Genomic DNA, 24,988 nt, shown 5'->3' on the forward strand with positions numbered 1-24,988 from the left:
TTAAACCAAACTTAGTAAAGATGAAAATTATACAGAAAGGATTGGCGTTTGTGGGATTATTAAGTTTATGCGCATTATTTATTTATGCCCTGCAAGATGCTCCAACCGATGAGAATTTTGAAACTAAACTTATAAACGATTATAATGTTTATGCACTTCAAGTGCCAGATAATTTAGATTTTGCAGGCGAGCCGATGCCACTTAAAAATCCAGATATTTTAGAACGAATGGACCGTGAGTTGTTGGTAAACACCTATTGGCAATCTAATGGTTTATTGATGTTTAAACGTGCAAAAAAATATTTTCCAATTATTGAACCTATTTTGGCTAAACATGGCGTTCCGGACGATTTTAAATATTTAGCGGTTATAGAGAGTGGTTTAACAAACGCGGTTTCTCCTGCAGGAGCAAGAGGTGTTTGGCAAATTATGCCAGCCACTGGTAGAGAAAACGGTTTAGAGGTTAATAAAAATGTAGATGAACGTTATAATCTTGAAAAGGCTACCGAAGTAGCTTGTAAATATCTTTTAAAATCTAAAGATGAATTAGGAACTTGGACATTAGCCGCAGCGGGATATAACGCAGGCAATGCAGGAGTATCCAGACGCTTAAGAGAACAAGGTGTAACCGGTTATTATGATTTGTTGTTGGGAGAGGAGACCGGTCGCTATTTATTCAGAATTGTTGCTTTAAAAGAGATTTTATCAAACCCTACCAAATACGGATTCAATTTTAGAGATAAGGATTTATATAATAGTGTTCCAACATATAAGATTGAAGTAGATACCGCGGTAACAGATTTCTCTAAGTTTGCGCAAAATTTTGGTATTAATTATAAGATATTAAAGCTTCATAACCCTTGGTTGCGAGAGCCTCATTTGAATAATAAGAGTAGAAAATCTTATTTAATTGATATCCCTAAGGATGGGTACTATGATTAATTTAGTGTTGGACTTCAAGAGATAACAAACTATGAAGGTTTATAAATCGAAAATTAGTTACGGTCTTTTATTTGCTGTTTTCTTTCTTTTTGTAATAATCACTTATTTTCAGGTAGTTAATAACTCAAGTTTTAAGAGTTTACTTATTATATCTATAATTCACGTATCAACATTTTTATTTTTACTCTATATTTTTTACAATATAGACTATACAATTGAAGGTAAAACTTTAAAAATAAGATGCGGTTTTTTGTTTAAAAAAAATATTGAGATAGAAAAAATTACAGCCATTTCAAAAACCAATTCATTACTGTCTTTGCCAGTAGCGTCTATTACAGATAGAATAGAATTAAATTATGGAAAATCCAGCAGTATTATTATATCTCCGAAAAATAAAATGGCATTTATTGAAGATTTGATTAAATTAAACCCCAATATCAATAACCAAATCAAGTAAACGAATATTTATCCTCTTCGTTTTTGAGCTCTAATAGATCCTCCAGCGCCATAATGTTGGTTCGGTCCAGCGGCTTGCTTCATATTTTGCTTCATCATTTTAATTTGATCCGTCAGCATGCCTTGTTTGTCTAGTTTTGTAGCTTCAGTAAGTAATTTTTGAGCTTCTTGTTTTCTACGTTTAGAAAAAGCAATACCTGCTAAATTTAACTTTGCCATAGCTAAATCATGATCCATAGACAGACCTAAAGAAATAGCTTTTTTAAAATGTTTCTCTGCCTCATTCACATTACTTTGCGATACCATGATACCGTGTAGATAATAAAAATACCCTTGTTGTTTGGTTACTAAAGCAGTTTCAGGATTTTTAATTTTATTTAACCATTTTTTAGCACCTTCAAAATCTTGTTTACGTAATTTTAAAAATGCGAGTAATATAAATTCATTTTTAAAATAAAGGAATATAAAAATGAATGATAGAAGAATAAGCATAATGCCATTGCCTATATAGCCTTCTGTAAATTGATAAACAGCAAAAGCGATGATTCCCGCAGCAATGATAAGTTTTATGATTTTATTGTACATGATATTAAATTTTCTAATAGTAAAAAGTGTTGTTTAGTTTAAAACTAAACAAATTTATTGTTTTAAGAGTGCAAAGAAACTAAATTTTTATTAAAATCTATCTATAGATATTTAACAAAGATGACCTGTTAGCCCAAATAAATAAGGGTCTAGCATGGGTTTTTCTATTCTGAAAAAATAATTCGAATTTTTTTCAAATTACTTTTGTCAAAGTTGTAAAGGCTTTGTATATTTGCCCTCGGTTTTGAGGAAAGCCATAGCTTTAAAAAATACAATTCAGATTTAAAAAAATAAGACAATGCCAAAAAGAACGTTTCAGCCATCAAAAAGAAAGAGAAGAAATAAACATGGTTTCAGAGAAAGAATGGCTTCTGCTAATGGTAGAAAGGTGTTATCTCGTAGAAGAGCTAAAGGAAGAAAAAAATTATCTGTTTCAACTGAAACTAGACATAAAAAATAATGATTAACAATTGTTGATAATTTAAAGGTGTTACTTAAGTGTAATGCCTTTTTTTATATCTACTGATTACTATTTTTGTAAAAAATTGAAATTCAACATATAACCAGTAAAAATGCCAAAAAATCCAAAACTTAAATCGATACTAATTATTGGCTCAGGTCCAATTGTAATAGGGCAAGCATGTGAATTTGATTACTCAGGAACTCAAGCACTACGATCGCTTAGAGAAGATGGAATTGAAACTATTTTAATCAATTCTAATCCTGCAACAATCATGACAGACCCCGCTATGGCCGATCATGTGTATTTATTGCCACTTAATACAAAATCAATAATTAAGATTCTAAAAGACCATCCTCAAATTGATGCAGTATTGCCAACAATGGGAGGTCAAACCGCTTTGAACTTATGTATCGAGGCTGATGAAAAAGGTATTTGGAAAGATTTTGATGTAGAAATTATTGGTGTTGATATTGATGCCATAAATATTACAGAAGATAGAGAGCAGTTCAGAGAATTGATGCTTAAAATAGGTGTTCCAATGGCACCTCAAGCCACTGCTAATTCATATTTAAAAGGTAAAGAAATAGCTCAGGAATTTGGATTTCCCTTGATAATTAGAGCATCCTTTACTTTAGGTGGAGCAGGGGCTTCATTTGTTTATAAAGAAGAAGATTTTGATGAATTATTAACTCGTGGATTAGAGGTATCTCCTATTCATGAAGTTATGATTGATAAGGCATTAATTGGCTGGAAGGAATATGAATTAGAACTACTTAGAGATTCTAATGATAATGTTGTGATAATCTGTTCTATTGAAAACATGGATCCGATTGGAATTCATACTGGAGATTCTATTACCGTAGCTCCAGCAATGACATTAAGCGATAGAACGTATCAAAAAATGCGTGATATGGCAATTCATATGATGCGTAGTATTGGTGATTTTGCAGGAGGTTGTAACGTGCAGTTTGCGGTATCTCCAGATGAAAATGAAGATATCATAGCTATTGAAATTAATCCGCGTGTATCGCGTTCTTCAGCGTTGGCGAGTAAAGCAACAGGGTATCCAATTGCAAAAATTGCTGCTAAATTGGCTTTAGGTTATCATTTAGATGAATTAAATAACCAAATTACAAAATCGACTTCAGCATTATTCGAACCAACTTTAGATTATGTTATTGTAAAAATACCACGTTGGAATTTTGATAAATTTGAAGGTTCGGATAGAAGATTAGGACTTCAAATGAAATCCGTAGGAGAGGTTATGGGTATTGGACGATCATTCCAAGAGGCCCTTCATAAAGCAACACAATCACTTGAGATTAAACGAAACGGATTAGGCGCTGACGCTAAAGAGAATAAGAATTATGATCAGATTATAGAAAAACTAACTTATGCTTCATGGGATAGGGTTTTCATTATATATGATGCCATTGCCATGGGAATCCCTCTGAGCAAAATTCATAAAATCACACAAATAGATATGTGGTTTTTAAAGCAATATGAAGAATTACATGTCCTTAGAAATGAAATTTCAACATTTACTATTGATACCATTGAAAAGGAGTTACTACTTGAGTCTAAACAAAAAGGTTATGGCGATAGACAAATAGCGCACATGTTGGGCTGTTTAGAAAGTCAAGTATATAACAAACGTGAAGAGTTAGGTGTAAATCGTGTTTATAAATTAGTTGATACTTGTGCCGCAGAATTTGAAGCAAAAACACCATATTATTATTCAACATTTGAAAGTGAAATGGAAACCGCAGACGGTAAACGTTATGCAGATAATGAAAGTATAGTTTCCGATAAGAAAAAAGTAATTGTTTTGGGGTCTGGTCCAAATAGAATTGGCCAAGGTATCGAATTTGATTACTGTTGTGTTCATGGGGTTTTAGCTGCTGCTGAATGTGGTTACGAAACCATAATGATTAACTGTAATCCTGAAACAGTTTCAACAGATTTTGATACTGCTGATAAACTTTATTTTGAGCCCGTTTTTTGGGAGCATATTTACGATATCATCAAACATGAAAAGCCAGAAGGCGTTATCGTGCAACTTGGTGGACAAACTGCTTTGAAACTTGCCGAAAAATTAACCAAATACGGAATAAAGATATTAGGAACTAGTTTTGAGGCTCTAGATTTAGCTGAAGATAGAGGTTTGTTTTCAAACCTTTTGAAAGAAAATAATATTCCATATCCTGAATTTGATATTGCAACTACAGCAGATGAAGCTTCTGCAATTGCAGATGTGTTGGATTTTCCGATTTTAGTGCGTCCTTCATATGTACTTGGTGGCCAAGGGATGAAAATCGTAATCAATAAGGAAGAATTAGAAAAACATGTTGTTGATTTATTAAGTAGAATGCCAGGAAATCAATTACTGTTAGACCATTATTTAGATGGTGCTATAGAAGCTGAGGCTGATGCGATTTGCGATGGTGAGGATGTTTACATCATAGGAATTATGGAGCATATTGAACCTTGTGGTATTCACTCTGGAGATAGTAATTCTTTATTACCACCATTTAATCTTGGTCCTTTAGTGATGCAACAAATTATAGATCATACTAAAACAATTGCTTTAGCATTAAAAACAGTTGGATTAATAAATATTCAGTTTGCTATTAAAGATGATACGGTTTACATTATCGAAGCCAATCCAAGAGCTTCTAGAACTGTACCATTTATAGCTAAAGCTTATGGAGAGCCTTATGTGAATTACGCAACAAAAGTGATGCTAGGGGATAAGAAGGTGAAAGATTTTAATTTTCAACCTAAATTAGATGGCTATGCTATAAAGCAACCCGTATTTTCTTTTGATAAATTCCATAACGTAAATAAAAAACTAGGACCAGAAATGAAAAGTACTGGTGAGAGTATTTTATTTATAGACAGTTTAAAAGACGATGAATTTTACGATTTATATTCAAGACGAAAAATGTATTTGAGCAAATAGGACTCGCTGAAATAATTGATTAAAAAGCCGCTTAAAGCGGCTTTTTAATTGCGTTTTTTTAAAATTAAATATTCATGTTTAAGAATTGGTATGAGTATTTAATTTTCTAAAAAGCCATCTATAAAACTTATAATTATATCCGATAATCCTTCGTATTTAAGTAATAGCAATGCCTATCATCGATGATATGCGTGTTTTCTAGCTTAGTTGAAAGGATAATATTATATATTAGCTATTCAAAAAGTTATTAAAAATCTTACTATGATGAAAAACCAACCTTACTTTTTATTAATTGTTTTAGCTATTCTATTCTCAGGTCACCACGTTAATGGACAAAAACTTAGCTCACAAAAAGGAAAATCTGAAACTAAAAGCACACCCTTTAATCCTGAATTTTGTGGGACAGATTTTATACATAATAAAAAAATGAAGAATGATGCTCGGTATAAAGCACGTCATTTACAAACCATACAATCTATTCAAAAGGTTAGTTCTCAGAAAAATAAAATGCCAAATGGTATTTATCAAGTTCCGGTAGTTGTTCATGTTATGCATAAAGGCGAATCGGTTGGAACAGGTACTAATATTTCTGACGAAGACGTAAAAAGAGGTTTGGAGTATTTAAATAATTACTGGAGAAAAGTTGCTGGTTCTAATGGGTTTGGTGATGGTGTAGATATGCAAATTGAATTTGCTTTAGCTATTCAAGATGAAAATGGAGGATGTACCAATGGTATTGACCGTGTAGACATGAGCGGCGTCCCTGCCTATGTAAGTAATGGTGTAAATAGAAGTGAATCTGGGGGTATAGATGACTATGACTCTGGTGGTGGATTAAATTCTCTTAAAGAGTATGGTATTTGGGATCCTACCAAATATTATAATGTTTGGCTTGTTGATGAAATTGATAATAAGAACTGTTTTAGTGGAGGGTTTTTTACAGCTGGTTATGCTTATTTTGCTTCGTCACACGGACAGGCTTATGATGGATCTGTAGTTGTAACTTGTTCTTATTTGAATGAATCATCAACTGTATGGGCTCATGAAATGGGACATGCATTTAATTTAGCACATACTTTTCAGGGTGATAGTAATGGAACAAGTTGTCCTACTGGTGCGGGTGATCTTATTGCAGATACCCCAAACCACATTAGGACATCGTCTATAGATCCTTCAATTTATAATGATTGTGGTAATAGTGATGCAAATAATTGTGATTTAACATTCGATCAAGAAATTAATCCGGATACTGGATTCAGAAGAGATACTGGCACACATCAAGATCATATGCATAATTATATGGATTATACAGGTTGTCCTACTGAATTTACAGGAGGTCAGCGTGCTGTGTCACAAGCTGCATTAACTGGTGCTAGAGCTTCTTTTCTTACAAGTCCTGCGCTAACCCCAGCTTCAACGGCTACGGTCTATTTCACATCATCGGGAACACATGCCTGTCTTGGGAATACAATAACTTTTAAAGATGAGTCAAGTTGTACACCAAATACTAAAACCAATACAGGGTATGATAATATAACGTTTCTATGGACTTTTAACAATAATGTAGATACACCATATACCTCAACAGATCAAAATCCTACAATTACATTTGATAATTCTGGATTGTATGATGTAACACTTGCGGTAACAAATTTGCATGGCACCACTAGTTTAACTAAAGCAGGAAATATATCTGTAAGTTCGGGAGTTATAGCCGGGTGTTCGGTTACGACTAATACTAGCAATACCAATAAAAATTTTGGTACTGGAGTAACTAGTGTTTTATTTAATACTTTAAACAATGTAACAGGTACAGCTATACCTGCTAATCCAGTTATTCAAGATTTTACATGTTCTGATAATACTACGGTTAATGTTGGAACACCTTATGATTTGGACGTTATTTATAAGTCGATAGATGGTGCTGCTCAATATTTAGAAGTATGGATAGACTGGGATAATAGTGGAAGTTTTGAAATTTCTAATAGTAATGGAGATAATGAAAGCGTTTTAACTGATAATGTGCCAATAAGTTCAGCAGGTTCACATAATGCATCAGGAAGTGTAATGCCACCTGCAAATGCTACATTAAATATGCTGCTTAGAATGCGAGTTATATCAAATTATGGTAGTGCTCCTAACGAATGTGGAAATGGGTTGGCTCAACGTGCTGACGATTATGGTGTTTATGTTAAACCAGTTTGTACACCACCAACAGCAGGAATAACTAATAACAGTGGTGTAACAGAGTTAACTTGTGCAGCGCCTTCAATTAGTGTAACAGCAACAGGAGGAGTTAGCTACCTTTGGGATAATAATAAGGGCATAACCTCAGATATATCTATTGCAGAACCTGGTACATACATGGTTACAGCAACGTCGTTAGATGGTTGCACAGATACAACGAGTATAGTAATTACAGATAGTAGGTCACCTACAACTGCTATTATTACGAACAATACAGGTGCAACTGCACTTACTTGTGATACTGCGCCTTCCATTAGCGTAACGGCATCTGGCGGTGATAGTTATAGTTGGAACAATGGACTTGGTAATAGCGCGTCAGCAACAATTACTGAAGCTGGAACTTATACAGTTACTGTTACTTCTGCAGGTTGTACCTCAGATACAGAGTATATTATTATTACAGATGAAACGGTAGTAGCTGCATGTTCTGTTTCTAGTACTAATAATAATAATGATTTTGGTTGTGGGGTTACTAATGTTACTTTTAACACATTAAATAATGCAACAAGTACATTTATACCTGCTAGTACGATGAATAATTTTATATGTTCTGATAATACATCTTTAGTCGCTTCAACCGCCTATGATTTAGATGTTACATACCAGTCTAGAAGCGATGGAAGTGCATTTCTAGAAGTGTGGATTGATTGGGATAATAATGGGGTTTTTGAAACATCTAATAATAATGGAAATAATGAACAGGTTTTAACTGATAATATTGCAGCAAGTTCTGTAGGATCACCATCAGTAAGTGTTACACCTCCAGCTACTGCTATAACAAATACGTTACTAAGGATGCGAGTGATATCTGATCATATCCAAGCTCCCGTTGCATGTGGTAATGGTTTTGTTGAACGTGCCGATGATTACGGTATTACGGTTACAAGTACATTAAGTATAAGTGATTTTTCAAATTCTAAATTTAAGATTTACCCAAACCCTGTACCGGACCAATTAACGGTTTCTTTAGAGAACAATGGCGTAATAAAGGGATATGCCATTTATGATATAACTGGTAAAAAAGTGATGTTCAATTCAAAAACCGATAAGAATGTTATAAATACTTCGGGTCTGCCAAATGGATTCTATTTTCTTAAAGTAAAAACGAATACTATGGACTTAATGAGTAAATTTATAAAGGAATAGTGTTTTAACTGAAAGTTTGCAAAGCATATTTTTGAATAAACACTCTGAGTAAATATTGAAAGCCGCGTTAAGCGGCTTTCTTATTATAAATCATTTTGAAGTTACTTCTTTTTTAGGTTAAAGTCGAAAGAAATATCTACATTTCTGGAGATTTTGTCTCGAACTATTTTAGGGATTTTAATATCAAAATCTGAAACATTCACATTAAAAACACTAGATATTGAAATGGTGTCATCGCTTTTTGTAATGTTTAAAATGACACCTTCAAGCTGTTTTGTTTTTCCATGAAAAGTTAATACACCATCGGCAATAAATGAGGATGTTGAGTTTAATTTATCCAAAGAAAAATCTTTTATTTTTCCTTTAAAAGTTGCTTTTGGGTAGGTGTCGGATTCCGCATAATTTTCATTAAAATGCTCTTCCATTAAAGCGTTTTTAAAACGAAAACCCTTCACAAGAACTAATGCGGCAAATTCACCACTATCAGAATTTATAATAGCGGTAACTGCATTGTTAGTGGCTTTAACTTCTTCAACTGAAGGCACCGATGCTTCGAAATTAATAACCCCAGTTTTTGTTAGGTATTTTGCCTGAGAAAATATGTTAACGCTTATAAAAGCAATTAAATAGACTGATTTTTTCATATTAATAATTGTTTTAAATCAGTTCAATATAATAAATACAAAATACTTGCCATATGCTAAACAATTAGTTTTCTAATAGACCATCATCTTTCCATTGTTGAATATCATCTCTCAACGATTGAGACATAAGACCACTTTGCGGCATCGGATTAGAAGCATTATTAATACGATTAATAATTTTGTCTATTGAATTTTTTACCTGAGTGTAAGTCGTATAAGATGTTGGTGCACCATTTGTTGGTTGGCTTCCATGACAATTAGTACAATTGCTACTAAATATACTTTTAATGTTTGCATCATAAGTTATAGCAGTTGGGTCTGGATCTATTTCTTCTTCTTTAGGGGCTAAATCATCGTTGCTATCGCTTGAACAATTAAACAGCAATATTGACATTGCTGAGGCATAAATTAAGTTTTTAAATTTCATAGCTTTCTTTTTTTATTAATTATTTATTCATTTTAAAAATTAAAAAGTTCTACTTAAGTTAAATCCGAAGTAGATATTTCCATCAGACCAATCTCCAAAACCTTGTCCTAAAAACCCATTGGTATTCATGGCTTGAGCGTTTGTAAAATGCATTTGAAACACATGGCCACCGGTTTCTAAATCTAAACCTATAGATAAAGGGTTTTTAAATGGCGAATTACTAGCCCTGTTTAAGTGTAAACCATAATCTGCATTAACAGACCAGCGTTTACTAAGTTTATAACGCCCACCAAAACCAAGTGCAAATTGAGAATTACTTTGTTCATCAATAACAACATAATTGTCGTGAAAAAAAGTAGGTGCTAATTCTATAGAAAAATTAGTATTTATTTTTCTGGATACAAGAAATTGAACCGTATAGCCCAAACGATGTTTAAACTCTAAAAGTGGTAAATTATCTTTTTCTAACGCTGTGTTTATTAGTATGGCGTTATAACCAACTATGGTAAACGGAAACCCATTTTCTTGCTGCCTCAATAATCTATATTTAGCTGAGATATCAAAAATTTTCAAAAATGAACTTCTGGAAACACCAATGTTTATGCCTTCGGAAATTCCATAAACAAAATTTAATCTTGTTACAGCTTCATCTAAACCAAAAAATGTATCGATACCATTTTCTAAACTTCCAAACCTGTGTGATACTATAAACGTAAATTCCTTATCAGCAACTAGTTTAGTGGATTCAAAATTCACGATTTTTAAACCTTTAAAAATAGCAGTAGCATATTGTATTCCTGTAGAATCTGTGTCTATTTCATCCAATAAATCATTTTGCGAATTAATAATAAAAGGGATACATAAGAATATAATTAATAGGTGCTTCATATTATCAATTTAGTTATGGTTAAATAAATAAGTTATTGTTTTATAAATAGTTTTGTCTTTGTTTTTCCTAAAGCAGTGACTTTAAGTAAATATTTACCAATATTTTACTTCGAGACATTAATCAAGTCATTTTTAAAATTAGTTAGTAATACTACATTGGTCTAATTTAACTTGCTCAAGCAAATCGTCATAGCCTATAACTCGTCCTTTTATTTTTATTTTTGAATCTAATTTAATAGATTTCTTTATATTTTCTTTAAACTGACAAAAAATGGTTTCATCAAGAGTTAAATCATGATTGTTGATTTCTGAAACCTTTCCAGATATTTCTATTGTTTTATCAATGTATTTTGATTCAGCCTCTAACATGTTAATAGAGAATTCTGTTGCCATTGAGGTTGAAGTGACTATGAAGTTTGCCTTTTCAGCTTGTATATCTCTATGGTCTTGGTAGAAATACTTGTAAAGAGTAAATCCTGTAATTAGTAAAAAAAATAAAATAATCCATTTACGCATTAGCTTATTTATTTTTGATTTCTTCTGTTTCTTGGTATTTAATAAGTCGGTAAGCTTAGTTTAAAGTCGTAAAAAATCAATAACCTTGCAAATTTCACATTATAATTTTTGCGTTTTGAGTTTTAATTAATTCCAAATGTTCTTCAATTTTAAATTCTGAAGATTTGAAACGAGAAGAACGTGTTTTGGCTTGTTCTTGTCTGGCAATACTTCTTGCAAAACGTCTAATGCTTTGTTCAGTATCTAAAATTAAACCAGGAACAGGTACATTTTTACCATGTTCATCTTTGGCAACCATCGTGAAATATGAAGAATTACAATGCTTCTTTTTGCCTGTTTGAATGTTTTCAGATTCAACGCGAAGACCAACAACCATAGAAGTTCTACCTGTATAGTTAACGGATGCTTTAAGAGTTACTAGCTCTCCAACTTCAATAGGATTTAAAAAATCAACTTTATTAACAGATGCAGTTACGCAGTAATTTCTGGAATGTTTAGAAGCACATGCAAAAGCAATTTGGTCCATCAAATTCAAAATATGCCCACCATGGATTTTTCCGCTAAAATTGGAATGTGATGGTAACATGAGTTCGGTTATGAATACTTGTGATTCTTTGGCGTGTTTAAACATAAGCAATTGACCTTTAATTGTAATGATTAGTATTAGAACCAAAATAACAATATATATTCCTAAACGTCAAAACAGAATCTTATTTTTAATAAGATATAAATGATTTTGGATATAAAAGCGATTTTAATAATTTTTAACGGTTCCGTTATTAAAATTCTAAATTAAGAATTGAATTTAAAGTCATAATTAAATTATTCATTTTCTTGAGCTCGTTTTATAATAGCTTCAGGAAGCGATTTTTTAGCTTTAGCTCCCATTTTTTTAAGTTTTTCAACACTAGTAATAAGGTTTCCTCTACCTTCGACTAATTTATTCATAGCAGCAGAATAATCGGTTTTCGCAGCATCTATTTTTTTTCCAACACCTGTTAAATCGGACACTAAGCCTTCAAATTTGTCATACAGTGCTCCAGCTTGTCGTGCAATTTCAATAGCATTTTGCTGTTGTTTTTCATTGTTCCACATACTGTCAATGGTACGTAAAGTTGCTAGTAATGTAGATGGTGTTACTATAACTATATTCTTTTCAAAAGCTTTATTGTAAATGTAATTATCGTCATTTACAACCACAGCAAAAGCAGGTTCAATAGGAATGAACATCAAAACAAAATCTGGCGATTCAATATCATATAAATCCTGATAATTTTTTTCCGAAAGTTGGTCTACGTGCTTTTTAACAGAGTTTATGTGTGCTTTTAAATATTGAGGTTTGTCGTCATCATTAGCATTTACTAACCGTTCATAATCGGTTAAAGATACTTTACTATCTATAATCATTTTTTTGCTATCAGGAAGATGTAAAACCACATCGGGTAATACACGTGAGCCGTTTTCTAAAGTAAAACTTTGTTGTACAAAATACTCTCTGTCTTTCTCTAAACCAGATTTTTCTAAAACACGTTCTAAAACCAACTCGCCCCAATTACCTTGCATTTTACTATCACCTTTTAAAGCTCGAGTCAGGTTGGTAGCTTCCTTTGTCATTTGTTGGTTGAGGTCTTTTAAACCTAGCAATTGCTCTTTTAAAGCAGAATGCATACTAATACTTTCCTTTTGGGTTAGGTCTACTTTTTCTTCAAAAACTTTGATTTTTTCTTGAAGCGGATTTAAAATACTTTTGATGTTTTCTTTATTCTGAAGTGTGAATTTTTCAGATTTTTCATCAAGAATTTTTGTAGCTAACAACTCAAAGTCTTTACGCAGTTGTTCTTGGCGCTGTTCTATTTCAGCATCACGTTTTACATTTAGTTGTTGTAGGTTTTCGTATTCCGTATTTTTTCTTGTTAATTCAGAATTTAATAATTCTTTTTCACGACGAATATCTTCTCGTTCAGTTTCAATTTTACTTAAATTATCTTTTAATTCAGAAATTGTAGAACCCATTTGGTTTTGGCGTTCTTCAAGTGTGCTTTGTTCACTTTTACTTTTAAGTTTTGTGAAAATCATGCCTAAATAGCCTCCAATAATAGCGGAAACAAGAATAGCGAGAATAAGAATAAGGTTGTCGTTCATTTAGAAAATAAATATAATCAAAGATAATTTTTTAAGTTGGAAGATTAAAGTATGGTAAAGGAAGAATTTAGCTAGTGCTTTAAAATTCTAATATCCTCAATAATTTGTTTGATATCTTCCGTACTTGTACCATCATAAATACCCCGAATTTGCTTTTTCTTATCTATTAATATAAAATTAGGTGTGTGTATGAAGTCTTGGAGTCCGCCATCACCTTGTTCCACAACAGCGAAATAACTTTTTCGAGCTAAATTGTATATGTGTTTTTTGTTACCTGTGGTAATATTCCATTTTGAATCTATAGCCCCTTTATTGGTGGCATATTCATTTAAAATAGATACGCTGTCAATTTCCGGTGTTACCGATAATGATAAAAGCATCACATCATCATCTTTTAAAAATGTATTTTGAATTTCTGCCATATTATTTGTCATCATTGGACAAATAGTTTTACAACTGGTAAAAAAGAAATCGGCTATATAAATTTTGTCTTTATAATCGTTTTGTGTGATGGTGTCTCCATTTTGATTTATAAGCTTAAAGTCTGAAACGGTATGATATTCAGTTTTATCTCTTAGACTAGGGTCTACTAATTCTGGATTAAAATGAGCAGGATTATAAATAGGTAATGGTTTTTCAAGGGTATTTTTGCATGATAGAAACAAAATAAGTAACAAGAAAATAAATAGATTGAAAACCTTCATTTATAAAGCTTTTAAATAGATTGGTTTTGTAACTTAAGGTAAGTTTTTGCTTCCTCCAATTCTAACCGATCACTATTCGTGTTTTTTGTTAGTTCAATGAGTTGTTTAAAATAGTTGATGGCTTTTTTAGTGTTGCCAGACTTTTTTGAGGCTATTGCTGCACCGTAAATGCCGTTAAATCTATTTGGGCGTCCAATTAAATCTTCTTCATAGGCGGCTAACGCTTCCTCATGTTTATTTAATTCTAAAAGCATATCGCCAAGTAATTCTATAGCGGGTAACACATCGCCAGGAGTAACGGGGTGCTTACTTGTTTTTCGTTCCATTTCAACAGCTTCTTGCATTAATTCAAGGCCATCTTTTAAATCATTTTTTCTAAAATTTAACCAAGCTTGAGTAGTTTTAATTTGAATATCTACTAGCTTAATTGGAATGTCTTGTGTTTTGTCATTTTGAGCGATTAACTTTTGATGCAACTGTTTTAAAATTTCAATTTTTTCTTCAACAGTTTCAAAATCGTTTGTATTTGCTGCGCCCATGGCAATGGCAAAATGATGTATGGCTTCTTGCCAAGGAAACTGTTCCCAATTTAATTCAACATCTTGCAGTTTTAAATTTGCTGCACGCTCCCAATCTTTGTTTTCAAGAGCCAGTCTTGCAGGTATAGCCGCTAAAGGATAGGTTGAAGCCATTAACATCTGAGGGTGAAATTTTTTCCGCTCCTTAATTAGATCGTGTTGCAGTTGTGCATTAGCATTATCTCCTTTTTGAAGATAGGCATACACTAAATAATCGATACCATGCAATTCTTCAAAATAAGAACCAGATAAAGCTGCAGATTCTGCATAGCATCTAGCGCTTTCGGTAGATTGTAAATTTGAATTTATTGACTCCTGCCATATTCCTAATCTTGTAAAAATATGTGAAGGCATATGTTGGGCATGAGCCGAAGAGGGTGCTATGTTTGCATAGCGTCTGGCTGTTTTTAAAGCTTTTTGAGCTAAAACGGGGTTGTCATAATTGTGAATAATATAATGTGCAATACCTGGGTGATTTGGATTCTCTACGAATAAATCTTCAAGAATTTTACCTGCTTTTTTTTCGTTTATATAATCTTTTCCAACGCGATCTCTAGTAGAAAATAAGGCTAAGGAATAAAAGATAGCCGCTTCCATATCTTCGGTGTATTTTAGATATATCTGCTCCATCTTAACTTCAAACCTTTTAGCTCGTGTTTTATGATCTATAGTTTCCCAATCTGTATAAAAAGCATCAATAGCATTTATGTAATCTCTTTGTTTATTGTCCATTGATAATCCTTTGGCTATTTTTAAGACTGAAGATCCTTTGATTAAATCTTCTTTTGATGGCGGAAACCAAGCAGCATGATAAATGCTCATTGCAACCCCCCAATAGGCCATGGGGCAATTAGGGTCGGCATCTATAACTTTAACAAATGCTTTTTCAGATTCATTGTATTGAAAGGAATGTAACAAGGCTACTGCTAAATCGAAGGTTTCTCTAGTCTCATAACTACAAGAGAGCGAAAACTTAAGTTCTCCAAACTGCCCGTCACCACACAAAAGTAAATCTCCTCTTAAAAAGTTTATGGTAGCTAAAGCGGGGCTAGGTTTTGGTGTTTTATTTTTGCAACTTGAAATATTTAGGAACATGAAAAGTCCCCCTATGAGTAATAATAATTTTGAAGTATTCATTAGAATATGATTTTAATTACATGCAGAAAATCATTAAAAGGGGAGAAAAGTGCTAAAATGTTGATTTTCAATTATGTGAATATAGTGAAATTTGAGATGAAATACAAAGAGATGTTACTCCTTTACTCTAAAACTTCCTGTCTTCACATCAAAGGCAATTAAATCTTTTGGGAATAAAGTTTCGAAAACACCTTTTTCTATAAGATTACAAGGCTGGTCAGACACAACAGTGTCATTAGTCATAACAACCATATTATCGCAGAGTTGAATGGCTAAATCTATTTCATGTGAAGAAAATAAAATAGTTTTATTCGTTTCTTTTGCTAGTTTTTGAAGTAGTTTTAAAATATATGCTTTATGATACATATCCAGATGTGTGGTGGGTTCATCTAGAATAATTAAGTCAGTATCTTGAGCCAATGCACGAGCAATCATGACTTTTTGTAATTGCCCATCACTTAACTCAAAACATTTTTTATGTTTTAATTCTTCAATATTAGTTTGCTCTACTGCTTTATTGATAATTGTTTTATCCTTTTCAGATAAGTTGCCAACCCAATTGGTATAAGGTTGTCTCCCCAAAGCCACCAATTCAAAAACCGATAAGTTTTTTGAAGCTATTTGTTCGGTTAAAACCAAACTCATCACTTTTGCTAAGTCTAAAGGCTTATAGTCTAAAACATTTTTATTGTTCAAATATATAGAACCACTTAAAGGAGCTTGAACTTGAGTTAGTGTTCTTAATAAAGTAGATTTTCCAATACCGTTAGCACCGATTAGTCCAATAAGTTCACCTTTTTTTAATTCAATATTGATATTTGAGGCCACACTGGTTTTTGCTTTTTTTGAAGCATAACCGATGGATAAATCTTCGGTTTTTAATATGATATGTTGGTTTTTTATAGCCACTTATTCATGAATTTTCTCTATTCTCTATTCTCTATTCTCTATTCTCTATTCTCTATTCTGTCTTCCGTCAATTTTTTAAAAACACCCCTAAAGTCCCCTCAAGGGGACACTAATCATTTGTGATTACTCAATACTACAGGTCGCCTTTTGGTCTTCCGTCTTCCGTTAATTTTTTCAAAAAATCATTTTCCGTTTTCTAACTAATAACCAAATAACTACTGGTGCACCTACTAAAGATGTGATGGCATTAATAGGTAGCGTGAAATCACTATTTGGTAACTGAGCAATACTATCGCAAATAAGCATGACTATAGCACCAAATATAAAAACTGCTGGTAATAGTATTTTATGATTTGAAGTATTAAAAACTTGTCGAGTTATATGAGGAATAGCTAAACCAATAAATGCAATTGGTCCAGTAAAAGCCGTAATGGTTCCCGCTAATAAACTTGTTGCTATAATGATTATTAAACGACTTTGTTTAATATTTAATCCTAAACTTTTGGCATAGTTTTCTCCTAAAAGTAAGGTGTTTAAAGGTTTGATTGATAGAATGCTTATAATGATTCCTAATCCATAAATGAGAAACAAAATGAGTACATCATGCCATGATAAATTCCCAAGACTGCCAAAGCCCCAAAAAATATATTGTTGTAGTTGTTCTGCAGAACCAAAATAGGAGAGTACGCTAACAATTGCCGCTGTAATACTAGCAAACATGAGCCCAATAATAAGAATAGCCATAGTATCTCGAACTTTTATAGAAACCATTAAAACGGCAAGCAGTACTAAAAAACTTCCTAAGCTTGCTGCTATAACAACGCCCCATTTTGAAATAAAAAGCGATGCAAAAATACCGCCAAAAACTCCCGAACCTAAAATAACCAAAGCGACTCCCAAACTGGCCCCGGAGCTAATTCCTAATACAAAAGGCCCTGCTAAAGGATTTCTAAACAGGGTTTGCATAAGTAATCCTGAAATACCTAATCCAGAACCGACTATAATAGCTGTTAAGGATTTAGGTAATCTGTAGTTTTGGATAATATGCTGCCATGTTTCTTGTCCCGTTGGGTTTCCGGTTAGGCTATTAAAAATATCTTTTAAGGGAATCGACACAGAACCTAAACTAATATTCATAAAAAAACACAGGATTAGAATAATGATTAAAACTATAAATGAAAGTTGATATGTTTTTTTATTTGGCAATTATTTCAAAGGTTTAAAAAAGTGAGCTTCGTAATTTTCTAATAATCCTGGGTGACAAATTTTTATAAGGTCTTTTAAAACTAAGTCAGGTCTTGTCATACCTAATTCGTAATATAAAACTCCTCCAGATTCGCCTATAGTATTTGTAAAGGTAAACATGTTTTTGTTTTGAAATGCTTTAAACAAGGCATGGTTTTCATTACCATTTTTCAAAGTTTCAAAACTTGAATAGTTAGAAGGGTTTAGCCAAATATCTGCATCTTTTGCTTTTACAAAAACCGATTCAAAATTCAATTTTAAACTACCAGAGCCTACAGTGTCTTGCCATAAATAATTTACGTTAGCATCTTTTAAAAGTTGTGCTTCTGTACTTGTTCCGTTTGGCAAATACCAAATATCATTATGCATGGCGCCACTTAAAACCGTTGGTTTTGTTTTTGCATTTTGAGCTAATAGCTTCGCTTCTAAATAGTTTTTTTCTATTTGGTTAAAAATTGAATCAGCTTCTTTCTCTTTGTTATACAAGGCGCCAAAGAACTTTATCCATTCTGCTTTTGCTAGCGGTGAATTTTCTACCCAATCGCCATTAAAAATCACAGGGATTCCCGATTTTTTAATGGTTTCTAAGGAACGGTTATTACCATCAATACCAAAACCTACAACCAAATCAGGGTTTAATTCTAATAATACTTCGGTATTTAAACCATCGTTTTTACCAAGCTCTCTTATGCTTCCTTGGTTTATTTGTTGTCTTATTTTTTCAGATGAAATAAAATCCGTTCCAGGAAACCCAATTAAAGTTTGTTCAACATTTAATAAATCTAAAGCAGGAATATGTGTGGTTGAGGTGACTACTATTTTGTTAATGGGTAACTCAATAACATCATCAAATCTTTGTTTTTCTAAACTCCAAAAATTGGCATCGTAATTAGCTTTTAATAAGGCAAATCGATAATTCTTTTTTGATTGCGGCCAAGGTTTATTTATTTCTAAAATTTTATATGTTTTATAGTCTTTGATAGAAAAACCTTTGGCATATTTTACGTTAAGATTAGTGCCTTCTGAAATTTCCCTTAATTGTTTTTTAGGTTCACTTTTACAATTAAGCAGTAAGCATAAAATATGTAATAGAAGGAATTTGTAAATCATAAATGCTGTGTGACAATGGTCACTTTTAATTATATTATAGGTGCTTATTTTTAAAAAAAATACAATCATGCGAAATGGTTCAAATTTAACAATATATATAGTAGCTGGAGTAATAATAGCTCATTTTCTTATAGGATTTATTTACCTTATTTATAAACTGAATAAGAAAAAGTAGTTTTTTTAATTGTCATTTATATTAAAAAAGTACTTTTGCATAGAAATTTGGTTTTGTTCATTTCACGTGAACAAATTAAAAGGGAATCTGGTGCAACTATTTACAATTGCAGATTTTAGATTTACGATTTCAATGAGTTTTCATTCAAAAAATCGTAATTCGTATATCGTAATTAGTTAATTCCAGAACTGTTCCCGCAACTGTAAGTTTATGCTCAATTTGATTGGGTGCCTCATTGAGGATGTTATTAACTTCAATACCACTGGCTTTATGCTGGGAAGGTGTAATAACATAAAACAAGTCAGGAGACCTGCCATTTTTCAGAATTCAAAAACAACTTTCGGGAGAAAAGTATTTGATATTATGAAATTATTTATTTGCCTTTTATTTATGTCTGTTTTTAGCATGTCAATTAATGCTCAGGCTTTTATGGACTCTATTCAGAAATTGGATGAAGTGATACTGAGCGATGTTAAATTGAAACGCTATGCAAAAGGTTATAAAGTAACCATTCTTTCAGATTCTATTCTCAGAAAAAATAATACCTCTCTAACGGATGTATTACGATACAACTCTAATATTTATTTAAAGGAAAATGGATATGGTATGGTATCTTCACCTTCTTTTAGAGGTACTAATGCCTCTCAAACAGCAGTTGTTTGGAATGGGATTAATATTAATTCCCAACTTAATGGTCAAGTTGATTTTAATACTGTAAGTACTTCAAATTATAATTCTATAGCTATTAGAAGCGGTGGTGGCAGTGTGCAATATGGTAGTGGTTCTATTGGTGGCAGTGTGCATTTAAATAATGAGTTAGAGTTTAAATCACATTTTGAAAACAGGTTGAAATTGTCTTATGGTAGTTTTGACACCAAGGAAATGGCTTTTAATTCTTCATTTGGTTCAAATTTATGGACTGCAACTATTGGTGCCGCTTATAAAGATTCTGATAATAATTATAGGTTTTTAGGAACCGATAAAGAAAATGAAAATGCCGCATTCAATAATTTGGATTTAAACTTGAATGTTGGTTATGTAATTTCAAAAAATGACGTTATTAAATTATACCATCAAAATTTTAGAAGCGATAGAGAATTCTCATCTACGCTGGTGGCGCCCTCCGATAGTAAATATCTAAGCAACGATTATCGTACGATGTTAGAATGGGTAAGGGCTTCAGGAGCTATGAGTTCCAAGTTGAAAGCCGTTAATTTGTTAGAGGAATTTAAATATTTTGAAAATAAAAATAGTTCTAATTTTTCTGAAGGAAGCGCCAATACTTGGTTGGTAAAGTATAGTTTTAACTATAAATTCTCAAAAAAAATAGAGCTAAATACTATTACAGATTACAGTTATGTAACCGCTAAGGGACATAGTTTTAGTAGCCCTAAACGTAATGCATTCTCAATAACGACCATTTTAAGCCATTCACCTTATCCAAAATTGCAATATGCATTGAGTGCTAGAAAAGATGTTATTTCTAATTTTAAAAGTCCCATCGTTTTTTCTGCAGATGCTAGTTTTAAAGCAACTAAAGCCTATACTTTAAAAATTAATGCTTCTAAAAACTTTAGAGTTCCAACATTTAACGATTTGTATTGGCAACCCGCTGGGAATTTAGATTTAAAACCAGAATCATCATTTCAAATAGATATTGGTCAAAATATTTTGGTTAAAGATTTTATAGGTAGTCTTAATACATTTTATATAAAAAGTTCAGATTTAATACAATGGCGTCCAAACACTAATACCGGTTATTGGAATCCTGTTAATGTAGCAAGTGCCAGTAATTATGGAGTAGAAGCCGAGTTGAAATTCAAAAAGCAGTTTAATAAACATGCTCTTGATATAGCTTCTAACTATTCTTATACTGTTGCTAGGGATTTAGAAAAAGAACAAGATTTGTTTTACGTGCCTGCTCATAAAGCCAATACAGCTATTTCATATCATTATAAAGCATTTACAATGTTTTACCAACATTTATATAATGGAAAAGTAGACATAATAGGGGGTGTGTTAGAGGGATTTGATGTCGGTAATTTTGGGTTGGCTTATACCTTCAATTCAAAAAGAAACAATCAGTATTTAGTAGATTTTAAAATTAATAATATATACAATACCTATTACGAAAATGTGTCACTAAGGCCCATGCCTAATAGAAATTTCACTTTACAATTAACACTTAAATTTTAAACAATGAACTTAAAAAGAATTGCAGTAGTACTAGTATCCTTAACTTTTGTTTTTACCTCCTGTAGTAGCGATGATGTAAGTGTGCCATCACCAAAAGGCGATTACGAAAATGGAATTTTAATATCTCATGAAGGGAATTTTGGGCAAGGGAATGCATCAATTTCTTTTGCTACTTACGATTTGGAGACGGTTGAAAACAATGTATTTAATACTATAAACAGTTCGCTTTTAGGAGACACGGCACAGAGTATAGCATTTAATGATGATTTGGCCTATATTGTTTTAAATGTTTCTAATAAAATAGAAATCGTTAATCGCTATACGTTTGAATCTGTTGCAACAATTAATTCAGGATTAAGTAACCCTAGGTTTATAGCTTTTTCGAATGGAAAAGGCTATGTTACAAATTGGGGTGATGGAGGAAACGCCACTGATGATTATATTGCCATTATTGATTTAAGCATAAATACATTAGCAAGTAATACCATTTCGGTTGTAGAAGGTCCGGAAGAAATTATAGCTAATGGAAACACCATTTATGTAGCGCAACAAGGCGGGTTTAGTCAGAACGATAAAGTTTCAGTAATAGATGCAACGTCTGATGCAGTAACAGCAACAATTACAGTTGGCGATGTACCGAACACATTACAATTTGATGCTTCTGGAAATTTGTGGGTACTGTGTGGCGGGAAACCAGCATGGACAGGAAGTGAAACTGCTGGAAAATTATTTAAAATAAATACAGTTACTAATACTGCTACTTCCATAGATTTTGATGTAACGGAGCATCCAAACTTTTTATCTGTTGAAAATGATACATTATATTATTACCTAGATGGTTCTGTATATAAAATGAATAATTCTGAAACCACATTGCCAACTAATTCAGAAATTTCGGGGCTTAGCTTTTATAATATGAATGTAAATAATGGTGTGTTATATGGTGTTGATGCTGGAGATTTTGCGAGTAAAGGAACTTTAACGTCTTACCAATTGTCAACAAATACATTAATTAATACCACTACTGTAAATATTATTCCTGGAAGTGTATATTTTAATTAAATATTTTCAGACCTGTCAGGTTTTAAAAACCTGACAGGTCTTTTTTTATTCAGGAATCAAATCGCAATACCAAACACCGTACCTTTCATCTTCACTTTTGCAAACAGAATCATCATCTGATTTAGGTGCGTTATACTCACGATACACTTTTTCTCCTAAAGTAAAAGGTATGGGTTTTTTAAAAATAGGACCATCAAAACAAAACGTGTGAAACTCTCCATTTTCTCCGCAAGGGTCAACAGCATCGGGTAAATTATTAATAAAGTTTTTATCTATAATGGTGCCAACAAATTCTTCACCAAAATATTTCGAATTAGCACAAACTATAATGGTTTTAAAACCTAAATCTAAAAACTCATTTAGTAAAGCTTTGGTGTCTCGTTTCCAAATAGGAAAAACAGCTTTAAAGCCTTGTTTGGCCAATTGTTTCTCTCTATAATCTCTTAAATCTTCAAGAAAAATATCGCCAAATGCACTATGGGTAAAATTGTCATTTTTCAGTCTGGTAACTGTTTCAAGCATTTTCTGTTCATAGATTTCCATACTTGGCATTTCGGGAAGTTCTATTAAACTAGCCGGGATATTTATAGCATGGGTTTGGGCTATTAATAGTTCCTTTCTTAATCCATGCATGGATACACGATTGTAATGACTGTTAACCGTCGTAATTAATTCCTCAACACTATAATTATTATCTTGCAATAAATGATATAGCGCCAAAGCGGAATCTTTGCCAGAACTCCAGTTGAAGTAGGTTTTGTGTTTATTCAAAAAGAAAATTATTTATAAGGTTTAAAGGCAGTTCCTTTTCAACGTACATACCCGTTTCAAAAGGTTCAAAATCCTCACTACCATTAGTGATTTTAAGAAAATTTGATTTTGATTTAGTAAAACGTCCTGTTCCCATTATTCGTGAAATGGCAGCAGCTAAAAGCGGCTCGTTTTGATTTCCTAATATCCCTAAATTATTAAATTGTTCTCCTAAAACAATGTCTGGGGTAAGTCCGTTAAAATAATCAGTTACCCCATTAACATTAAGTGATTTAAAAATTAAAGGCTGCATGGCGTAGGCGTGGCCTTGATTAGCATCTTCTCGTCTAAAATTTGGAGAATCATATAATGTCGTTGAAGCTTGATATTTTCCAGCAGTTGTTGTGCCTATTTGAACAACATCAATATAAGGGCGTAATGAATTAATGATTAATTCGCTTGCAGAAGCACTTCTTTTTGTAGTTAGCACATAAACTTTAGTAAGGTTCAAACTGTTTAAAGAAGCACCATTATCATTATTTATAAACTTGTTAATTAATAACTCTGGATTTTGGTTTTGATAAACTTCTTGGAATTCCATATTCCACTGTTCGGTACTAAAAACATCGCCTGTAAATTGCCCTGTAATTAAACTAGATAATATAATAGCAGTATAAACAGAGCCACCTGGATTATAACGTAAATCTAAAACCAATTCATTGATATTATTACTTTTAAATGAACCGAAAACAGTGTTTAATTCCGTATTAAATTGATTGGTACCGGTAAAACCATTATACATTAAGTATCCAATTTTTGTATTACCAACGTTAAGAACTGAATTTACTAGAATTGGGTTTTCTGTATATATTGATTTCGATAATGAAATACTTTCTGAGGTTGTATTTACAGAATCATCACTAACTTCTGGTGTGCCATTATCATTATATGCTCCTAAATTAATAGTATAATTGTTTTGCCTTAGAAGCTGAGATTTATTGCCCTCAGTAAGTTGTACATTATCAATCCCATAAAAAATATCACCGCGTTTAATGCCTTTAGCTTCAGCATCAGTATTTGGTAACACATGTGTAACCACACCATATTGGTTTGTACCTGTGGTGGAAAATTTAAAAAGCTGATATTCCATACCGTTGTTGCTAGAAATACCACTAAAAAATTGTTCTAAAGCAATATAATCATCAACAATCCAGCTGAATCTATCTACGTTTTCTCTGTTATAAATCAAACTTTCAAATAAGTTTTCTGGTCTTTGGAAACTATTCAAGTAATCGGCATATTCACTATTATTGCTTGAAAAACGATTATTTGCTAAATCAGGAACATCGTCTTTATATAAATAAAAAAGATTCATGCCTTTCCAAACAAAATCGTTTATTTTGCTTGTAGCTATTGGGATATCATCATTATCTTCAAAACAACCAATAGTTGCAAATGAAACTAAAAGAAGTAGTGTTAGGGCTTTAAAATTTCTCATATAATCTGTTTGTCATAAGTAGTCTATAAAACCCTAAATTTACTTACATTATTGTGAATTAAAAATAATTACTTGAAATTGTTATTTCGGTAATTAGCAAAAAGTCTGGGTTTAGGGAAATTGATTGTATTTTAACAATCCTGTCCTAAATAAATTTTGGACACACTAAATCTAACCATTTTACTGATTTATTTCATTGCTTTTACT

21 protein-coding genes and 1 riboswitch are annotated in these 24,988 nt (G+C 32.2%); of the genes, 7 read left to right on the plus strand and 14 right to left on the minus strand.

The genetic code is table 11. The annotated features are described in order from the left end of the window. Positions 1 to 20 precede the first annotated feature (20 nt). Both ABD935_RS01300 and ABD935_RS01305 read left to right on the plus strand, forming a co-directional pair. Positions 21 to 941 (plus strand): lytic transglycosylase domain-containing protein, encoded by a 921-nt coding sequence (locus ABD935_RS01300; RefSeq protein WP_345189704.1) that lies wholly within the window; start codon positions 21 to 23, stop codon positions 939 to 941. A 31-nt stretch (positions 942 to 972) separates the two neighbouring features. Then, positions 973 to 1,398 (plus strand): PH domain-containing protein, encoded by a 426-nt coding sequence (locus tag ABD935_RS01305; RefSeq protein WP_345189705.1) that lies wholly within the window; start codon positions 973 to 975, stop codon positions 1,396 to 1,398. Between the two features lie 8 nt (positions 1,399 to 1,406). Here the strand turns inward: ABD935_RS01305 and ABD935_RS01310 are convergent, their stop codons facing one another. After that, positions 1,407 to 1,982, minus strand: a complete 576-nt coding sequence (locus ABD935_RS01310) for a tetratricopeptide repeat protein (protein ID WP_345189706.1) — start codon at positions 1,980 to 1,982, stop codon at positions 1,407 to 1,409. Positions 1,983 to 2,280: 298 nt separating this feature from the next. Here ABD935_RS01310 and rpmH point away from each other — a divergent pair, with 298 nt between their 5' ends. The 3 genes from rpmH to ABD935_RS01325 all read left to right on the plus strand — a co-directional run bounded on the left by rpmH (position 2,281) and on the right by ABD935_RS01325 (position 8,800). Next, positions 2,281 to 2,442: a 50S ribosomal protein L34 gene (gene rpmH, locus ABD935_RS01315; RefSeq protein WP_345189707.1), complete on the plus strand. Its 162-nt coding sequence runs from the start codon at positions 2,281 to 2,283 to the stop codon at positions 2,440 to 2,442. A 112-nt stretch (positions 2,443 to 2,554) separates the two neighbouring features. Continuing rightward, positions 2,555 to 5,407 (plus strand): carbamoyl-phosphate synthase large subunit, encoded by a 2,853-nt coding sequence (gene carB, locus ABD935_RS01320; RefSeq protein ID WP_345189708.1) that lies wholly within the window; start codon positions 2,555 to 2,557, stop codon positions 5,405 to 5,407. Positions 5,408 to 5,668: 261 nt separating this feature from the next. Beyond that, positions 5,669 to 8,800, plus strand: a complete 3,132-nt coding sequence (locus tag ABD935_RS01325; protein ID WP_345189709.1) for a GEVED domain-containing protein — start codon at positions 5,669 to 5,671, stop codon at positions 8,798 to 8,800. Between the two features lie 101 nt (positions 8,801 to 8,901). Here the strand turns inward: ABD935_RS01325 and ABD935_RS01330 are convergent, their stop codons facing one another. The 11 genes from ABD935_RS01330 to ABD935_RS01380 all read right to left on the minus strand — a co-directional run bounded on the left by ABD935_RS01330 (position 8,902) and on the right by ABD935_RS01380 (position 19,100). Beyond that, positions 8,902 to 9,444 (minus strand): YceI family protein, encoded by a 543-nt coding sequence (locus tag ABD935_RS01330; RefSeq protein ID WP_345189710.1) that lies wholly within the window; start codon positions 9,442 to 9,444, stop codon positions 8,902 to 8,904. A 64-nt stretch (positions 9,445 to 9,508) separates the two neighbouring features. Next, positions 9,509 to 9,838, minus strand: a complete 330-nt coding sequence (locus tag ABD935_RS01335) for a c-type cytochrome (RefSeq protein WP_345189712.1) — start codon at positions 9,836 to 9,838, stop codon at positions 9,509 to 9,511. Between the two features lie 72 nt (positions 9,839 to 9,910). Next, complete coding sequence (locus ABD935_RS01340; RefSeq protein WP_345189713.1) at positions 9,911 to 10,759, minus strand: DUF5777 family beta-barrel protein; 849 nt, start codon at positions 10,757 to 10,759, stop codon at positions 9,911 to 9,913. A gap of 138 nt (positions 10,760 to 10,897) precedes the next feature. Then, a complete protein-coding gene (locus ABD935_RS01345) occupies positions 10,898 to 11,275 on the minus strand; it encodes an OB-fold protein (RefSeq protein ID WP_345189714.1) in 378 nt (125 codons plus the stop codon). 94 nt (positions 11,276 to 11,369) lie between these two features. Beyond that, positions 11,370 to 11,906, minus strand: coding sequence for an acyl-CoA thioesterase (locus ABD935_RS01350; protein WP_345189716.1), 537 nt, complete (start codon positions 11,904 to 11,906; stop codon positions 11,370 to 11,372). Between the two features lie 191 nt (positions 11,907 to 12,097). Continuing rightward, on the minus strand, positions 12,098 to 13,417 hold the full coding sequence (locus tag ABD935_RS01355) for a DNA recombination protein RmuC (protein WP_345189717.1): 1,320 nt from the start codon (positions 13,415 to 13,417) through the stop codon (positions 12,098 to 12,100). 71 nt (positions 13,418 to 13,488) lie between these two features. Continuing rightward, on the minus strand, positions 13,489 to 14,121 hold the full coding sequence (locus ABD935_RS01360; RefSeq protein ID WP_345189718.1) for an SCO family protein: 633 nt from the start codon (positions 14,119 to 14,121) through the stop codon (positions 13,489 to 13,491). An 11-nt stretch (positions 14,122 to 14,132) separates the two neighbouring features. After that, positions 14,133 to 15,836, minus strand: a complete 1,704-nt coding sequence (locus tag ABD935_RS01365) for a tetratricopeptide repeat protein (RefSeq protein ID WP_345189720.1) — start codon at positions 15,834 to 15,836, stop codon at positions 14,133 to 14,135. Between the two features lie 114 nt (positions 15,837 to 15,950). Next, entirely contained in the window at positions 15,951 to 16,745 is a 795-nt protein-coding gene (locus ABD935_RS01370; RefSeq protein WP_345189721.1) for an ABC transporter ATP-binding protein, read from the minus strand. 174 nt (positions 16,746 to 16,919) lie between these two features. Continuing rightward, positions 16,920 to 17,951 (minus strand): FecCD family ABC transporter permease, encoded by a 1,032-nt coding sequence (locus tag ABD935_RS01375; protein ID WP_345189722.1) that lies wholly within the window; start codon positions 17,949 to 17,951, stop codon positions 16,920 to 16,922. After that, positions 17,952 to 19,100: an ABC transporter substrate-binding protein gene (locus tag ABD935_RS01380; RefSeq protein ID WP_345189723.1), complete on the minus strand. Its 1,149-nt coding sequence runs from the start codon at positions 19,098 to 19,100 to the stop codon at positions 17,952 to 17,954. 206 nt (positions 19,101 to 19,306) lie between these two features. Beyond that, positions 19,307 to 19,607: riboswitch (cobalamin riboswitch) on the plus strand. A 31-nt stretch (positions 19,608 to 19,638) separates the two neighbouring features. Here ABD935_RS01380 and ABD935_RS01385 point away from each other — a divergent pair. Then, on the plus strand, positions 19,639 to 21,471 hold the full coding sequence (locus tag ABD935_RS01385) for a TonB-dependent receptor plug domain-containing protein (RefSeq protein ID WP_345189724.1): 1,833 nt from the start codon (positions 19,639 to 19,641) through the stop codon (positions 21,469 to 21,471). A 3-nt stretch (positions 21,472 to 21,474) separates the two neighbouring features. Further along, on the plus strand, positions 21,475 to 22,533 hold the full coding sequence (locus tag ABD935_RS01390; RefSeq protein WP_345189725.1) for a YncE family protein: 1,059 nt from the start codon (positions 21,475 to 21,477) through the stop codon (positions 22,531 to 22,533). Positions 22,534 to 22,578: 45 nt separating this feature from the next. Here the strand turns inward: ABD935_RS01390 and ABD935_RS01395 are convergent, their stop codons facing one another. Together ABD935_RS01395 and ABD935_RS01400 are read right to left on the minus strand one after the other, a co-directional pair. Next, positions 22,579 to 23,304: a Dph6-related ATP pyrophosphatase gene (locus ABD935_RS01395; protein ID WP_345189726.1), complete on the minus strand. Its 726-nt coding sequence runs from the start codon at positions 23,302 to 23,304 to the stop codon at positions 22,579 to 22,581. Then, positions 23,297 to 24,781: a S41 family peptidase gene (locus tag ABD935_RS01400; protein WP_345189728.1), complete on the minus strand. Its 1,485-nt coding sequence runs from the start codon at positions 24,779 to 24,781 to the stop codon at positions 23,297 to 23,299. Before ABD935_RS01400 ends, ABD935_RS01395 begins: the two co-directional genes overlap by 8 nt. Between the last annotated feature and the right edge of the window lie 207 nt (positions 24,782 to 24,988).

It is taken from the genome of Algibacter agarivorans, from assembly GCF_039543245.1.
Classification (GTDB): Bacteria; Bacteroidota; Bacteroidia; order Flavobacteriales; family Flavobacteriaceae; genus Algibacter_G; species Algibacter_G agarivorans.

Coding starts and splice junctions, on each gene's coding strand:
- ABD935_RS01300 (WP_345189704.1), top strand. CDS start 21: ATGAAAATTATACAGAAAGGATTGGCGTTTGTGGGATTATTAAGTTTA.
- ABD935_RS01340 (WP_345189713.1), bottom strand. CDS start 10,759: ATGAAGCACCTATTAATTATATTCTTATGTATCCCTTTTATTATTAAT.
- ABD935_RS01390 (WP_345189725.1), top strand. CDS start 21,475: ATGAACTTAAAAAGAATTGCAGTAGTACTAGTATCCTTAACTTTTGTT.
- ABD935_RS01365 (WP_345189720.1), bottom strand. CDS start 15,836: ATGAATACTTCAAAATTATTATTACTCATAGGGGGACTTTTCATGTTC.
- ABD935_RS01325 (WP_345189709.1), top strand. CDS start 5,669: ATGATGAAAAACCAACCTTACTTTTTATTAATTGTTTTAGCTATTCTA.
- ABD935_RS01335 (WP_345189712.1), bottom strand. CDS start 9,838: ATGTCAATATTGCTGTTTAATTGTTCAAGCGATAGCAACGATGATTTA.
- carB (WP_345189708.1), top strand. CDS start 2,555: ATGCCAAAAAATCCAAAACTTAAATCGATACTAATTATTGGCTCAGGT.
- rpmH (WP_345189707.1), top strand. CDS start 2,281: ATGCCAAAAAGAACGTTTCAGCCATCAAAAAGAAAGAGAAGAAATAAA.
- ABD935_RS01360 (WP_345189718.1), bottom strand. CDS start 14,121: ATGAAGGTTTTCAATCTATTTATTTTCTTGTTACTTATTTTGTTTCTA.
- ABD935_RS01380 (WP_345189723.1), bottom strand. CDS start 19,100: ATGATTTACAAATTCCTTCTATTACATATTTTATGCTTACTGCTTAAT.
- ABD935_RS01345 (WP_345189714.1), bottom strand. CDS start 11,275: ATGCGTAAATGGATTATTTTATTTTTTTTACTAATTACAGGATTTACT.
- ABD935_RS01330 (WP_345189710.1), bottom strand. CDS start 9,444: ATGAAAAAATCAGTCTATTTAATTGCTTTTATAAGCGTTAACATATTT.
- ABD935_RS01385 (WP_345189724.1), top strand. CDS start 19,639: ATGAAATTATTTATTTGCCTTTTATTTATGTCTGTTTTTAGCATGTCA.
- ABD935_RS01355 (WP_345189717.1), bottom strand. CDS start 13,417: ATGAACGACAACCTTATTCTTATTCTCGCTATTCTTGTTTCCGCTATT.
- ABD935_RS01310 (WP_345189706.1), bottom strand. CDS start 1,982: ATGTACAATAAAATCATAAAACTTATCATTGCTGCGGGAATCATCGCT.
- ABD935_RS01400 (WP_345189728.1), bottom strand. CDS start 24,781: ATGAGAAATTTTAAAGCCCTAACACTACTTCTTTTAGTTTCATTTGCA.
- ABD935_RS01350 (WP_345189716.1), bottom strand. CDS start 11,906: ATGTTTAAACACGCCAAAGAATCACAAGTATTCATAACCGAACTCATG.
- ABD935_RS01305 (WP_345189705.1), top strand. CDS start 973: ATGAAGGTTTATAAATCGAAAATTAGTTACGGTCTTTTATTTGCTGTT.